14 protein-coding genes and 1 pseudogene are annotated in these 14,507 nt (G+C 63.3%); 5 read left to right on the top strand and 10 right to left on the bottom strand.

The window, feature by feature from the left end:
* Window positions 1-35: 35 nt before the first annotated feature.
* Complete coding sequence (locus tag NLM32_RS18740; RefSeq protein WP_254130393.1) at window positions 36-1,532, bottom strand: DHA2 family efflux MFS transporter permease subunit; 1,497 nt, start codon at window positions 1,530-1,532, stop codon at window positions 36-38.
* Window positions 1,529-2,674, bottom strand: a complete 1,146-nt coding sequence (locus NLM32_RS18735) for an HlyD family secretion protein (RefSeq protein ID WP_254130392.1) — start codon at window positions 2,672-2,674, stop codon at window positions 1,529-1,531. The genes NLM32_RS18740 and NLM32_RS18735 overlap by 4 nt, the downstream gene beginning before the upstream one ends.
* Before the next feature lie 139 nt (window positions 2,675-2,813).
* On the opposite strand from NLM32_RS18735, the gene NLM32_RS18730 reads away from it, so the two are divergent.
* Window positions 2,814-3,437, top strand: a complete 624-nt coding sequence (locus NLM32_RS18730) for a TetR/AcrR family transcriptional regulator (RefSeq protein ID WP_254130391.1) — start codon at window positions 2,814-2,816, stop codon at window positions 3,435-3,437.
* Window positions 3,438-3,539: 102 nt separating this feature from the next.
* Here NLM32_RS18730 and NLM32_RS18725 read toward each other — a convergent pair whose 3' ends face one another.
* The 8 genes and pseudogenes from NLM32_RS18725 to NLM32_RS18690 form a co-directional block, all read right to left on the bottom strand.
* Window positions 3,540-3,833 carry a DUF1330 domain-containing protein gene (locus NLM32_RS18725; RefSeq protein ID WP_254130390.1) on the bottom strand — a complete coding sequence of 98 codons (294 nt, stop codon included), beginning with the start codon at window positions 3,831-3,833 and terminating at the stop codon, window positions 3,540-3,542.
* Window positions 3,834-3,835: 2 nt separating this feature from the next.
* Window positions 3,836-4,351 (bottom strand): peptide-methionine (S)-S-oxide reductase MsrA, encoded by a 516-nt coding sequence (gene msrA, locus NLM32_RS18720; RefSeq protein WP_254130389.1) that lies wholly within the window; start codon window positions 4,349-4,351, stop codon window positions 3,836-3,838.
* Between the two features lie 36 nt (window positions 4,352-4,387).
* On the bottom strand, window positions 4,388-4,822 hold the full coding sequence (locus tag NLM32_RS18715) for a cupin domain-containing protein (RefSeq protein WP_254130388.1): 435 nt from the start codon (window positions 4,820-4,822) through the stop codon (window positions 4,388-4,390).
* A 21-nt stretch (window positions 4,823-4,843) separates the two neighbouring features.
* Window positions 4,844-5,266, bottom strand: coding sequence for an OsmC family protein (locus NLM32_RS18710; protein ID WP_254130387.1), 423 nt, complete (start codon window positions 5,264-5,266; stop codon window positions 4,844-4,846).
* 114 nt (window positions 5,267-5,380) lie between these two features.
* Window positions 5,381-6,219, bottom strand: a pseudogene (locus NLM32_RS18705) (enoyl-CoA hydratase/isomerase family protein).
* A 65-nt stretch (window positions 6,220-6,284) separates the two neighbouring features.
* Window positions 6,285-7,598, bottom strand: a complete 1,314-nt coding sequence (locus NLM32_RS18700; protein WP_254130386.1) for an epoxide hydrolase family protein — start codon at window positions 7,596-7,598, stop codon at window positions 6,285-6,287.
* A gap of 256 nt (window positions 7,599-7,854) precedes the next feature.
* Complete coding sequence (locus NLM32_RS18695) at window positions 7,855-8,544, bottom strand: VOC family protein (RefSeq protein ID WP_254130385.1); 690 nt, start codon at window positions 8,542-8,544, stop codon at window positions 7,855-7,857.
* A 135-nt stretch (window positions 8,545-8,679) separates the two neighbouring features.
* Window positions 8,680-9,351 carry a sensor histidine kinase gene (locus NLM32_RS18690; RefSeq protein ID WP_254130384.1) on the bottom strand — a complete coding sequence of 224 codons (672 nt, stop codon included), beginning with the start codon at window positions 9,349-9,351 and terminating at the stop codon, window positions 8,680-8,682.
* A 329-nt stretch (window positions 9,352-9,680) separates the two neighbouring features.
* On the opposite strand from NLM32_RS18690, the gene NLM32_RS18685 reads away from it, so the two are divergent.
* The 4 genes from NLM32_RS18685 to NLM32_RS18670 all read left to right on the top strand — a co-directional run bounded on the left by NLM32_RS18685 (window position 9,681) and on the right by NLM32_RS18670 (window position 14,493).
* Window positions 9,681-12,518 (top strand): winged helix-turn-helix domain-containing protein, encoded by a 2,838-nt coding sequence (locus NLM32_RS18685; protein ID WP_254130383.1) that lies wholly within the window; start codon window positions 9,681-9,683, stop codon window positions 12,516-12,518.
* Window positions 12,519-12,636: 118 nt separating this feature from the next.
* Window positions 12,637-13,344 carry a hypothetical protein gene (locus tag NLM32_RS18680; protein WP_254130382.1) on the top strand — a complete coding sequence of 236 codons (708 nt, stop codon included), beginning with the start codon at window positions 12,637-12,639 and terminating at the stop codon, window positions 13,342-13,344.
* Between the two features lie 198 nt (window positions 13,345-13,542).
* Complete coding sequence (locus tag NLM32_RS18675) at window positions 13,543-14,241, top strand: type 1 glutamine amidotransferase domain-containing protein (RefSeq protein WP_254130381.1); 699 nt, start codon at window positions 13,543-13,545, stop codon at window positions 14,239-14,241.
* A 111-nt stretch (window positions 14,242-14,352) separates the two neighbouring features.
* Entirely contained in the window at window positions 14,353-14,493 is a 141-nt protein-coding gene (locus NLM32_RS18670) for a hypothetical protein (RefSeq protein ID WP_254130380.1), read from the top strand.
* Window positions 14,494-14,507 lie beyond the last annotated feature (14 nt).

The following is a 14,507-nucleotide window of genomic DNA, read 5'->3' as shown; positions in this document are numbered from 1 at the left end:
TTGATGATGCGATGTCATTTCACGGCTCCCCGGCGCTAACCGGCGGGCCGCGGCTTGCGGAGAAAGAAGACGAGCGGGATCACGACGAGCATGGCGAACATCAGGATCTCGAACTGGTCGATGACCGCGACCGTTGCCGCCTGCCGCGTCACCATGCCGTTGAGCGCGGCAAGGCCCGGCTTGCCGATCGAGCCTCCGAAATAAGCGGCGACACGATAGGGCGTCAGGTTCTTGGCGAGTGCGACGTGCACGGCCTGCGTGTTGGCGTAGAAGAACAGTTGGACCACGGCGATGCCGATGGTGCTGCCATAAAGGCGCGACAGGTTGATCAGCGCGCTGCCTTCCGGACGACGTTTCGGATCGAGCGTGCCGAACGCGGCCCTGGCGAGCGTCGGCAGCAACATGCCGATACCGGCGCCTTGGAGCAGGCCTGCCTCGACCACCGGCCGCCAATCCATCGCCGGTGAATAGCCGAGCATCAGCCAATTGGCATAGACCACCAGCGTCATTCCCCCGATGAGGAACGGCCTGCTGTCGACCTGCGCCGGAACCAGGCTCGTCAGCACCAGCGCTCCCACGAGCGCCACACCGCGCGGAATGGTCATATAGCCCGTGGTATCGACGGGGTAGTTGAGCAATTCCTCGAGCATCGGGGAGGTCAAAGCCAGGGTCGGCAGCAGGACGAAGCCAAGTGCAAATGAGATGACCGTCGAGAGCACGAGATTGCGGTCCCTGAACAGCGCGGTGCGGAGAAAATGCTCCCTGGTCGTCATGACGTGGACGATGAAGAGATAGAAGCCCAGGATCGAGGCGATCGCTTCGACCCAGATCTCCGTCGAGGCAAACCATTCGAGGCGTTCGCCGCGGTCAAGCAGCATTTGCAGCCCGATCATGCCGACGGAGAAAGTTGTCAGACCGAAGAAGTCAAAGGACTGGCTCCGCTCCGCCCGCTTCTCGCTCAGCGATTGGGCCATCGTCAGGAAGATGAATGCCGTCATCGGCAGGCTGAAATAGAAAATCGACGGCCAACCCTGATATTCACTGAGCCAACCGCCAATGCCGGGGCCACTGCTGATGCCGAGCAAGGAACACACGGTCCATGCCAGGCTCATGCGGGCATGTCGCGCCGGCGGCGTCACCTCGAGCAGGATCGCCAGCGAAAGCGGCGCAAGCGGCCCGCTCGCCGCGCCCTGGAGGATCCGGGCCAGCACAAACTGGATGGACGTGGTCGCGACTGTATCGAGCACCAGGCCAAGCACGAAGATCGCCACGGCGACCTGATAGACCTGCTTTCGGCCATAACGTGCCGCCAACCACTGCGTGATCGACATGGTCACGGCACTCGCGGCGATATAGGACGAAAAGACCCAGCCGACCTCGTCATTGGCCATCGAGAGCGTCGCCTGAATGTGCGGTAGCGCGGCGTTCGGTATCGAGATGTTGACGGCCTGCATGTAGGTCGCCAAGAGAGCAGCCGCGGCGATCGTGTGGTGCCTCCCGTTGGCGGCGGCTGACGGGACTGTCGTACTCATTTGCCCTCCGTCGCGAACGCGGGTCGGAGCAGATACAGCCAGGTGCGGCGATAGCCGGTATCGACCCGCGCCGTCACGCTGATGCCCGAAAACAGGGGACGGGTCGGATCGAGATCATCGAGTTCGAGACGCACCGGCAAACGCTGAACGACTTTGACCCAGTTCCCGGTTGCATTCTCGGGCGGCAGCACCGAGAAGTCCGATCCGGTGCCGGGGCTCATGCTGTCGACATGCGCCTTGAACTTGCGATCAGGATAAGCATCGACGTCGATCGTCGCTTCTTGACCGGGATGCATGTGGGTCAGACCGGTTTCCCGAAAATTCGCCTCGACCCAGACATGTCGGCTCGACAGCAGGGAGAATGTGGGCGCTCCGGCATTGACGAAGCCGCCGATCTGCAAATCATCGACCTTCGTCACGATGCCGTCGTCGGGCGCCGTCACGGTGGCATAAGAGAGATCGAGCCGCGCGCGATCGAGCTGCGCCTTTGCCGCGCGAACCGTCGGGTGGCGATCGACGTCGATATCGGGATCTCCGCTGAGCGCGACGATCGTGTTGGCGATCTGCTGTTCGATCGACGCCGTGCGATGGCGGGCGACCTTCATATCCGTCTCGGCCCGCTCGTAGACTGCGCGCGGCGTGAAGTCGGAAGCCACGAGCATTTTCTTGCGGTCGAACTCACGCTCGTCGAAGGCAGCCGAATCCTTTGAAGATTGCAACTCCGCTTGCTGCTGACGGTAGGTCGCCTTGAGAGATTCGATCTGGAGCCGCGCGCTGCCAAGCCGGGCCTCCGCCTGATCGACGGCGATCTGGTAGGGCTCCGGATCGATCCGAAACAGGACCTGTCCCTGATGAACGCGCTCGTTGTCGTGCACTGCGATCTCAATCGCCTGACCGGAAACCCGGGCGTTGATGGTCACTTTCGCGGCTCGAACGAATGCGTCGTCGGTCGAAACGTATCGCTCCTGGGCGAGATACAATGAGGTGCCGAACACGGCCACAATGACCGGCACGGCCAGCATCAGGGGCCGGCGCAGCCGCGTCCCGAGTTCCGCTTGGACCGACTGGCCAGCAGCTTCGTTCCCGCCGAAACTCATGCGATCGCCCCACCAGCCGGCGATTGGCGCGAAATTGAAACGCATCGAAATCCTCGCCTTCAATTAACTAACGTTCGTTACAAATACGGTCCCATGAACCGGCAATCAAGTCTCCGCATCTTGATTTTTATAACGGTCCATACAAATATCTGTAACCAGGCACGACAACCGGGGTCTTGACGATATGGCGCGAAAAACCAGCGAAACGCTCCCTGCACGCCGCGGACGGCCACCCGCCTACGACGCTAAAACGGCCCTCAAGCGAGCAACCGAAACCTTTTGGAAGACCGGCTACTCCGGAACTTCGCTGGACAAGGTCGCGGCGGCCACCGGCATGAGCCCGCCGAGCCTCTATGCAGTCTTCGGCAACAAGCACGCACTCTACCTCGAGGCGCTCGCCCGCTATTGGGACGTCAGCCTCGCCGCCACGCGCGACGCCCTCGCGGGGGACCACCCCCTAAACGAAGCGCTGATGCTCGCCTACGACGCGGCCCTTGCCATCTACTTTTCGGGCAAGGGACACGCCCGTGGTTGCTTTGTGCTCGGAACTGCGGTTACCGAAACCGCAGAAGATGCGGCGATCCGAAAGAGCGTTGCGACAGGACTTCGCGCGATCGACGCTGATTTCGAGGCACGATTCCGTCTTGCAAAGGACAAGGGCGAACTGAAGCGCGATACCGATCCCGCGGCGCTCGCCGTCCTGGCGGCGGCCACGATGCATACCATCGCAATCCGGGCCCGCGCCGGCACCTCCCGCGCCGAACTGAAGGAGCTTGCCCGCAAGGCGGTGGATGTGATTTGCGGGTGACGGACGGCGGCACGGCCAACCGCAACGACGAATGCCACCGGGGAACGCTCATCTCACAAGCTTCAGTCATCGCTCGTCCCCCGGGTAAACATGTCCTTGGGTTCAGCCCAATCCCTCGACGATGCGGACGTCGCGCTCGCAGGCATTGCCGAGCACCTTGAGCGCGTCCTGATAGGCGGGGCTGTCGTGCGCCGCCACGGCGAGCTCGAGGTTGTCGAACTCGGTCACAGTGGCGCGCTGCGCGATGCCTTGCTCGTAGACCTTCGCCGCATTGCCACGGGCGAGGAACCGGCCACCATTGGCGATGATGGCCGGACCTGCGAGCTTCGCATAGGCCGCCAGCGCCTCTGGATCGGAGATCGAGCGATAGAGGGTGATCCAGTATCCCTTGGCCATCGCTAGCTCCCCGCAGCCACCGCGCGTCGCGGCAGCTTCCAGTCGGGCCGGATGAAATGACAGGTGTAGCCGTCAGGATAGCGTTCGAGATAATCCTGATGCTCAGGCTCGGCCTCCCAGAATTCGCCAACGGGGGCGACTTCCGTCACCACCTTGCCGGGCCACAGACCCGATGCCTCGACATCGGCAATGGTGTCTTGGGCAACGCGCTTCTGCTCGTCCGATGTGTAGAAAATCGCTGAGCGGTAGCTCGTGCCCCGATCATTGCCCTGGCGGTTGAGCGTGGTGGGGTCGTGGATCTGGAAGAAGAACTCCAGCATGGTGCGAAAACTGGTCTTCGCGGGATCGAACATGATCTCGATCGCTTCGGCATGACCTTCGTGATTGCGATAGGTGGCGTTCTTCACCCGACCGCCGGTGTAGCCGACCCGCGTCGAGATCACGCCGGGCTGCTTACGGATGAGATCCTGCATGCCCCAGAAGCAGCCTCCGGCCAAAACTGCGCGCTCTGTCGTCATTTGATGCTCCATCTCGTCAATTCGGATGATCTGACCTTACTGCGTCGCCACGTGCAAGCGAGGGTCATCATGATCATCGTGATACTCCAGACCAAGCGGTCCGATCGCCGACACCTGCGTGATGTATTCGCCGGACTTCGCCCAATGAAAATGCCAGGTCTCGCCGGGCAGGACAATCACGCTGCCCGGAGGATAGGCTTTCACCCGATCGCCATCGAAGGTCTCACCAAGTCCGATGTAGAAGACGCCCGACATGACCGTATAGATCCGGTCCTCCGGATGCTTGTGCGGCATCAGCTTGGTGCCGCCGGGCACCCTCACCCGGACCACATAGGGGCCGGGCTCGGTGGGATGACCGACCATGACGGCAAGCCGCGCGCCAGGCGGAAATGCTGGAAACGGCTTCCAGTCGATATCCTCGGGCAGGATCGCCCGGAAACTGTCTTCATCCGGTTGATGCTGGCGTGGCATGATGCCGTCTCCGCGGGTTGGCTAGGTCAATTTCGCGTCGAGCGTGATCGTCGCGTTGAGCACTTTCGACACCGGACAGTTCTTCTCGGCCTCGCCGGCGATCTTGGCAAAACCGGCATCGTCGAGGTTCGGCACCTTGGCGCGCAGGGTCAACGCCGACTTGCTGATCTTGAATCCCTTCCCATCGGGATCGAGGGTGACCGCGGCCTCCGTGGAGAGCTCAGTCGGCGTGAAGCCCGCGAGCTGAAGACCGAAGGCCAGCGCCATGGTGAAGCAGCCGGCGTGGGCGGCTGCGATCAATTCCTCGGGATTGGTGCCCTTCTCGCTCTCGAAGCGCGTCTTGAACGAATAGGGCGTCTCGGCGAGCACGCCGGATTCGCTCGATAGGTGGCCGGTGCCGTCGCGACCGGTGCCCTGCCATACTGCTTTTGCCTTGCGGATCATCTGTTTTCTCCTTGATTGCTTGTGGTCGTTTGGCGGCACTCCGCACCGGTGCAAGGCTATCCCGGCGTGCCTGCCGTGTCGCCCTCCAACCGGTCGAGCGCCGCAGCGGTTCCATCAGATGCCGATCTGTCCGACGTGGAAACCCAGCCGGTTTTCGACGTCGCCCGCGCGATGAAAACCACGCGCCATGAGCGCCTTGATCCGGGTTTGGCTCGCGGGACGACCAAGAGCTCCTATGAACGCGCCCCACTCCGGCTTGATTTCCTCATCCGGCGGCAGGCTTGCGACATCGACCAGACGCTTGGTCTCCGCAATCGCGTCCTTGTCGAAAGTGGCGATACGCATGGCGAGCGCCTCGACGAAGCCATCGAGTTCCGTATCCGGCATCGACCGGTTCACGTAACCGTAGCGTTCGGCAAGATCACCATGGATGTCGTCGGCACTCAGCAGGACCTCCAGCGCACGGCCGCGGCCCATCAAGCGCGGCAACCGCGCCATCGGCCCGCCGCCAGGCACCAGGCCCGCACCGACCTCCCATTGCGACAGGATCGCCTTCTCGCGACTGGCAAAGCGCATGTCGCTTGCGAGCGCGAGCTCACTGCCGACACCGGTCGCGCGGCCCCGGATCGAGGCAATCGACACCACCGGTGCACGGCTCAGGCGCACCAGCATGTCGGGCAGCGCCTGCAGCCCGGTCGGCCCTGGCGGGACGCTCAGAGAGTCCTCCAGCGGCGCCAGGAAGTCGTAATGCGTGATGAAGAAGCCTTCGATGGCACTGTCGAACACCACGACCTTCACCTTTCGATCGCGGTGATGATGTCGTTGAGCATTGGCAGGTGCTTCGGACCAAAGATGTTCACCGGCGGCATGTCGAAGGTGACGCGCCAATATGTCGGCAGGCGCCGCTCCAGTCGGATTTGTTCTGTTGTGAAGGTGCGTTCGGGACGGTTCATGATGTGCACTCCTGATGTGGTCTTGAAGGGCGAAGACGAGCGTAGCCCCGTGCGTCCTGCTTGCCTCAGATCGATTGCCGCAATGGACGGAACGCCGTGCGCATTTCGGCGCAGAACAGCGCGGGCTGCTCCCAGGCCGCGAAGTGGCCGCCCTTGTCGAGGCGGTTGTAGTGAATCAGCTTGGGATAAGCCTTCTCGGCCCAGCTGCGCGGTGCGGCGTAGATCTCGTCCGGGAAGACGCTGACGGCGACCGGGATGTTCACGTGCTTGGGCGCGAAGAACACCAGCTTGTTCTCCCAGTACAAACGCGCCGACGAGACCGCCGTGTTGGTGAGCCAGTAGAGCGTGATGTTGTCGATGACGTCATCCCGCGACAGCCCTTCGGCCTTGCCGTCGAAGGCCCGCGCGATCATCGCGGTGCTGCGCGCGTCGTGATCGAGCATCCATGACGCCAGGCCGGCCGGCGAATCGACGAGTCCATAGAGCGTCTGCGGCCGGTTCGACATCTCGATCGCGTAGCCGAGACCGTGCTTGTAGAAATCGTCGAGCTGATCGTAGGCATAATTCTCGTCCGCAGAGAGACCGGACGGCTTCGACCCGCCGGGCTGAAGCGCCTTGGCGATGTCGTCGGGAACGGTTGCCGGCATGTTGGTGTGAATGCCGAGCAGCTCGGGCGGTGCCAGCAGCGCCATCTGCTCCGTCACCGCATTGCCCCAATCGCCGCCCTGCGCAACGTAGCGATTGTAACCGAGCCGCTTCATCAGCACGACCCAGGCGCGTGCCACACGCTGCGGATCCCAACCGAGCTCTGACGGCTTGCCGGAGAAGCCATGACCGGGCAGCGAGGGGATCACGAGGTCGAACGCGTCCGCGGCCTTGGCCCCATGTGCGGTCGGATCGGTCAGCGGGCCGACGATCTTCATCTGCTCGATTATCGAGCCCGGCCAGCCATGGGTCACGATCATCGGCAAGGCATTCTCGTGCCTGGAACGCACGTGAATGAAGTGAATGTCGACGCCGTCGATCTCGGTGACGAATTGCGGCAAGGCATTCAACCGCGCTTCCATCTTGCGCCAGTCGTAGTCGGATTGCCAGTAGCGCACGAGCTGCTGGACGGTCGTGAGCTGCACGCCCTGCGACTGGTCGGTGACGATCTCGCGATCCGGCCAGCGTGTCGCTGCGAGGCGGCGGCGCAGATCGAGCAGATCTTCCTCTGGCACGTTGACGTGGAATGGACGGATTGCGCCGCTTGCGGCGGCCTTCGCCGGATGTGTCGGAAACAGGCTCGCCGTGCCTGCTGCAACAGCTATCATCGCGGCCTGGCCCAGCAGTTGACGGCGGTCGGGGTTCATCATGTCGGCTCGTGTTTGCGTCGTCATTTTGGATCTCCCTGGCTCTGGTCTGTGACGTTGACCGAAATTCGAGATCGACAAATCGGTTCGTCCTGAAAAGCAGATTGGCTCAGACACCGGCCGTTGGCTCGTTATGGATTGTTAGGCTGCGTTAGCCGTTGCGAGTCGTCGTGCCGCAGCGCTGCAAGTTGACGAGGGACGATCTTCGGAACCTAAACGCATCACGGCGCGCGATGAACCATCGCGCGCCGTGACCATCGATCCAGCCATCCAAGCTCGCGATTTAGGTCGGCAGCGGCTGGCCGGCTTGCTCGCGCACGATGTAATCGGCGTACCAGTCCTGCCAATTCTCGTCGTGCACGCCGGTGCGCTTCTCGTGCTCACCATGCGCCGCCGCCGCGCGGCGCAACGCGCGCGCAAGTTCGCTTGACGAGGTGAATGCGGTGTCCGTCGTATCGATACGACCGGGCAGCCGCGTGGTGATTTCCTGAAATAGCCAACCGTTGCCGTCGGGATCCCTGAAAGAAGCAAACGAGCTGTAGCTGCCGCGTTTCGGATCAGCGCCGTTGAGCCGGACAGTGCCGAAGAGATACGGCTCGTCCGTTCCGGCGTGAACATCGCCGCCACCATGGAAGGATTCGCTGATCTTGACGCCACGCGCGAGCAAATCCTGCCGTGCCGCTTCGAGATCGGAGACGATCAGATACAGGCCTTGCGCCGAACCGGGCGCCGCTGGCGTGACATTCTTGCCGAAGATCACCGAACAGGCAGAGCCCGGCGGCGTGAACTGGATCACGCGCCAACCGTCTCCCGAGGCGAAGTCGGCATCCAGCCTCCAGCCCAGATTCGCATAGAAGGCTTTCGCGCGATCCACATCCGACACGGGGATCACGACGACCTCGAGCTTGAGGTCGACTGTGCGCGATTTCGCTGACTGGGCGTCGGCGGGACGATTGATCTCGGTGGTGGTCATGTCGAACTCCCTGATTTGAGGTACGGGCTCGCGACCGAGACCCGCTTCTGAGACCACGACTTTCGCGAAAGTTCGGGAATAATGCTCGTTATGGGATGTTATGGCTCGTTAGCGATTGCGAGCGCGGCCGCTTCCTCAGGCGACAGCGAGCGGCATTGCTATCGTCACGCGTGTGCCGCCCTGCCCGGCCTCGCCCTGCATCCGGGCATCGATGCTGCGCGCCAGGCCTTCCAGGATCCGGCTGCCGGCACCCTGAAGCGGCCCGGTCGCGCCGACACCATTGTCGGTGACCGCGCAGAGCCAACCGCCCTCGCGGCTCGCCACCTCGATGCGGATCAGCGCGCCCTTCTTGTTCGGAAAGGCATGCTTTGCCGCATTCGTGACCAGCTCCGTCAGCATCAGTGCAAGCCGGTGACACTGCCAAGCCGGCAGGGCGCCGCTCTCGATCGATGCCTCGCAGCGGACGCCCGCCGGTTCCAGCACCGCCTCCGACAGTGCTCCGCAAAGCCCTCCGAAGAAAGCCTCGATGGAGACCATCGCAAGATCGTCATTGTCGGACAGAAGTTGGTAGAGCCGGCCGAAGGCAACGATGCGCCGCTCCAGCCGGTCAACGGCGACCGACATGTCCCTGGTCCCCGCCCGCGTGAAGTCGCGGCGGACTGACGCACCCAGGAGCGTCAGGGTGTTCTTCATGCGATGGTGCGACTCGCGCAGCACGAGTTCCCAATCACGCGAGACATCGTCGAGATTGGCGACAAAGTGAGATCGAACGCGCCGGTCGTTCGTCCGAGAGCTGATTTCGGGCATGATAGCCTCCCCCGTTGGAAATAGGCCTAACTCGAAAACTATACTGATACAGTCGCGCGGCTCACGCTCGTTAGACGTTGCAAGATTGTGTTATGATCGCCTGCGCATGACGGCGGCAAAACATGACTGCTGCTTGGAGCATTCCGACACTGACGGACTTTTCCCGATCACGGCATAAGCCGTTCGCGTTTAAGCGAAATTTGTAGCGTTTCGTTCGAGCAATCCTGCGTGTGTTGCTCGATTTCGCCGCTTTCGGCCGATTTACTCACGGTCTCGTTCTGGTAGATCAAACAGACAGAAGCACTTTCCTTTCATCGGAATCATGGCGCGTGCCGGACACCAACGACCAGGACTCAGCCATTTCCTTCGGGGCCTTTCGGCTGCTTCCCCGGGCGCGGCTGCTCGAGAAGGATGGCGTGCCGCTTCATCTTGGCGGACGTGCGCTCGACATCCTGATTTTTCTCGCGGAACGTGCCGGCGAGGTGATCGACAAGCGGGAATTGGTCAAGCGGATCTGGGCCGATGTGAATGTCGATGAGGGCAGCCTGCGTTTTCACATCACGTCCCTGCGCAAAGCGCTGGGCGATGGCGGCGAAGGCTCCCGTTACGTCGTCAACGTGCCCGGCCGCGGCTATTGTTTCGCCGCGCCGCTGCTTCGCGCCGCGCCTGCGGAGAGCCGGCCACACGCGCCTGTGTCCCAGGTCCGGTCCATACCTGCCCCGCTCGCGAGGATGATCGGCCGAGACGACGCCGTCGAGAAGATCGCGGCTGAACTGTCCCTGCATCGGTTCGTCACCATCGTCGGCCCCGGCGGCATCGGCAAGACCTCGGTCGCACTTGCGGTCGCGCATGGTCAGCATGCGGAATTCGAGGGGCAGGTCTGCTTTGTCGATTTCGGCGCGCTGACGGAGCCGCGGCTCGTTCCCGGCACGATTGCCGCCGCGCTTGGCCTGACCGTCAATTCCGACGACCCGATACCGGGGTTGCTGACGTCATTGCGCAACCGCCGGACGCTGCTCGTCCTCGACAGCTGCGAGCACATCATCGACGAGCTCGCTCCGCTGGCGGAGCGCATGGTGCGGGAAGCCGAGGGACTGCATGTTCTCGCCACCAGCCGCGAGTCCTTTCGCACCGAGGGCGAACGGGTGTACCGGCTGTTTCCGCTGGATTGTCCGCCGCAACGCGACGGGCTCAGCATGGCCGACATTCTGGCCTATCCGGCGAGCCAGCTTTTCGTCGAGCGGATTGCCGAAAGCCTCAGCGAATTCGAGCTCAGTGAAGAGGATGCGCCGCTCGTCGCCGATATCTGCCGGCGTCTGGACGGCATTGCCCTTGCGATCGAGCTAGCTGCCGGACGGGTCAACGCCTACGGGATCGCTGGCACGGCCTCGCTGCTCGACAGCCGTTTCTCGCTTCTGTGGCGGGGGCGCCGCACCGCTATACCCCGGCACCAGACGCTGAGCGCGGCGCTGAGCTGGAGCTACGACCTCCTGCCCCAGGCCGAGAGCGCGACATTGCGCGGCCTGTCGTCATTCGTCGGGCCGTTCACGCTCGAAGCTGCGCTCGCGGTCGCCGCATCTCAGGGCATCGACGAGGCCGAAGCGGTCGAGGCGATCTCGAACTTGCTGTCGAAATCCCTGATTGCGACGTCGCCGGCAGAACGACGTCTGAGATACCGCCTGCTCGATACGACTCGCGCCTTCGTGGGCGACAAGCTCATCGAGAGCGGAGAAGCGCCTCGCGTGGCGCGCGCCCACGCGGAATATTTCCGCGACTTCCTGCACGACATTTCCGTGAAATCGACGGGCATGCAGAGCGCGGGCGGCTTCCTGCCCTATGCCGACCATCTGCCGAATGTGCGGGCCGCGCTAACCTGGAGCTTCTCGGAGCACGGCGACCGCGCGCTCGCCGTCGACCTGGCCGCTTCGGCCGCGCAGTTCTTCCTCGAGCTGACATTGCTGACGGAATGCCATAGCTGGACCCAGCAGGCCCTCGCCTCGGCCGATCATTTCGACAGTCGCAAGGAAATGACTTTGCAGGCGGCGCTCGGCGTCTCCGTGATGTTCACGCAAGGCAATACGGACGGCGTCCGGTCGGCCTTCACGCGAAGCCTGCAACTGGCCGAGGCCCTCGACGACCTGCACTGGCAGCTCTGGCTGTTGCGCGGACTGCACATCTACCTGACCCGCGTCGGAGATTTTCACGGCGCGCTCGGCACCGGCATACAGGGCGAAGGCGTCGCCAGGAAGCTGAACGACCCCACCAGCACCCTGAACGTCGAATGGATGCTGGGCGTGGCGCATCATCTGATCGGGAATCAGGACAAGGCCGTTCAGTTTTGCGAGAGCGCGATGGTGCACAATCCGGGCTCGCAGCGACTGAATATCGGCCATCTCGGCTATGACGACCGCATTGTCGCGCTGGTCGCCTTGGCGCGTGGGCTCTGGCTCAGCGGCCGGCCCGATCGTGCCATCGAGGCGGCGCGATACACGGTGCGCCAGGCCGAGCAGCTCGAGCAACCCCTGACGCTCGGCATTTCCCTGATCTGGACCATCTACGTGTTTCTGTGGGTCGGCGACTGGGCCAGCGCCGAAAGCCTGATCGATCGGCTGATCGACCACTCCGCACGGCACTTCCTCGGCCCTTATCACGCCGTCGGCATTGGCCAGAAGGGCGAACTCCTGCTCCGCCGCGGGGACATCGCCGGCGGTATCGAGCATCTCCGCCGCAGCCAGGCGACCCTATACGCCACGCGGCACCGGATCATGACCACGGTGTTTGCAACGACGCTCGCGGAAGGCCTGGCGGCCCAGAACGAGTCCGGGGAGGCTTTGCGAACGATCGACGAAGCCATCGCCCAGATCGGCGATCACGGCGAATCCTTCGACATGCCGGAAATGCTCCGGGTCAAGGCGGACATCCTGGTCCAATCCGCCAGGGCGACGGAGGCCGAAGCCTGTCTCCAGCAATCGCTTGCCTTGTCGCGCCGGCAATGTGCGCGCGGCTGGGAGCTGCGGGGTGCAATGAGCCTCGCCCGCGTCTGGCAGCGGGCCGGACGAAAGGGCGATGCGCAGGCCCTGCTCGCGCCGCTGGTCGGGCAATATCAGGAAGGCCTGTCGAGCCGCGACCTTGTCGCGGCCAAGGGGCTCCTGAACGCGCTGAATTAGGAGCATCTTCAACGGGATACCGTGCCACCGGGCTCTTGCAACTCCTAACAACTTCTAACACGCCAAGCCGCCCCCGCCCCGCCATGGTGACGACAATTCATGGTGGATGCAGTGAGACATGGCACTTCTTGACGATGCGATCGACGCCTGCGGGGGCTTGGCCCGCTGGAACAGCTTGAGCCGGTTCACGCTGCATCTTTCCGTTGGTGGGGCCCTGTTCTCCGACGCCGGACATGCGCGCGAATTCAAGGACGTCACCGCGGAGGGATCGACGCGGACGCAATCGGTCCGCTTCACCGGCATCACCGGCGGCGAGCGGTCCGGCGCGTTTGCGCCCGACGCGATCACGATCGAAAGCCTCGATGGCCAGGTGCTGCGGACCTGGCGCAACCCCAGTCTTGCTTTCCCGACCAATGGCACACACGCGCTGGCGGACGAACTGCATCTGGTCTTCTTCTGCGGCGTCCAGATCTGGAACTATCTCACCACGCCGTTCCTCCTCGCCCGTCCCGACGTCGCGATCGAGGAGCTGCCGCCGTGGCAGGAGAACAGTGAGACCTGGCGGCGCCTACGCGCGCAATTCCCGCCGGGCCTGATCAGCTTCGCGTCCGAGCAAGTCTTCTATTTCGACGGCAGCTCGCTGCAGAGACGGACCGATCACGATCTGCTCGGCGCACGTGTCGCGCACTACTCCTGGGCCCATGAGAGCTTCAACGGCATCGTGGTTCCAACCCTTCGGCGCACGCTGACGCTGCAACCCGAAGGCGCGGTCGTCGCCAAGCCAGTGCTGATCGACGTCGAAATCTTCGACGCCGTCTTCGAATAACGACGCGAACGGCAACAAGCCTGACCAACACGGCCCTCTCACCCCCTAACAATACATAACGGGCTAACAGCCCGGCCCGGGTGCAGATTGCGTCTCACGAGCAGCGAACAACGTTGCGGGCTCGAACGAGACCTACGCCGGCGCAGTTCCGTCACGACGGGCTGCGTCATCCAGCGAACGCAATCACGGGAGACAGCTATGAAAGTATTGATGGTCATCACCTCGCACGACCAGTTGGGCAACACCGGACGCAAGACCGGTTTCTGGCTCGAGGAGCTTGCGGCGCCCTATTTCGTCTTCAAGGATTCCGGGGCCGAGATCACACTCGCCTCGCCGAAGGGCGGCCGTCCGCCGCTCGATCCCAAGAGCAACGAGCCCGAGTTCCGCACGGACCTCACGCTCCGCTTCGAGAAGGACGCCGCCGCCGAAGCCCAGCTCGACAAGACGGTTCGCCTCGACAGCGTCAGGCAGGAAGACTTCGACACCGTGTTCTATCCCGGCGGCCACGGCCCAATGTGGGATCTCGCCGAGGACAAGGATTCGGCCAAGCTGATCGAGTCCTTCATCGCCGCCGGCAAGACGATCGCGGTGGTCTGCCACTCCACTGGCGCGCTACGCCACGTCAAGGCGCCGAACGGCAAGCTGCTGGTCGAAGGCAAGGAAGTGACGGGCTTCACCAACGGTGAAGAGGAAGAGGTGGGGCTCACCAAGGTCGTGCCCTTCCTCGTCGAGGACGAGATGCTCAAGCTCGGTGCCGTCTTCTCGAAGACCGCCAATTGGGGCGTTCACGTCGTCAAGGACGGCCTCCTGATCACCGGCCAGAACCCGCACTCCTCCGGTCCGGCGGCACAGGCGCTGCTCGCTGCACTGGCCCAGCAGGCCAAGTCGGCCGCCTAAGCACGCGCTCCAGGAGAGGTGCAACGAGCACCTCTCCATCCCCTTCAAAATTGAAACTCGCGCAACTCCACCGCTGGCAATGGCTGGGTATTCCAGGAGGTGACCGCGCGATTGACCGGGCATATCGAGGACGGCGACGAGAGCTTTACGCCCGAGCTGACAGATGTCGTCCGCCGCGCGGAGGCTGCCCGGCACGGCCGTGAGGGAATAAGCGACCTCGGCCTCAAGTCCATTATGGTGGCCGCTGGATAACACGGCTCCCCGAC

Origin of the sequence: Bradyrhizobium sp. CCGUVB14, from assembly GCF_024199935.1 — a bacterium.
GTDB lineage: Bacteria > Pseudomonadota > Alphaproteobacteria > Rhizobiales > Xanthobacteraceae > Bradyrhizobium.
The sequence above is the reverse complement of the archived record's forward strand: the minus strand, read 5'-3'. Positions and strand labels throughout refer to the sequence as shown.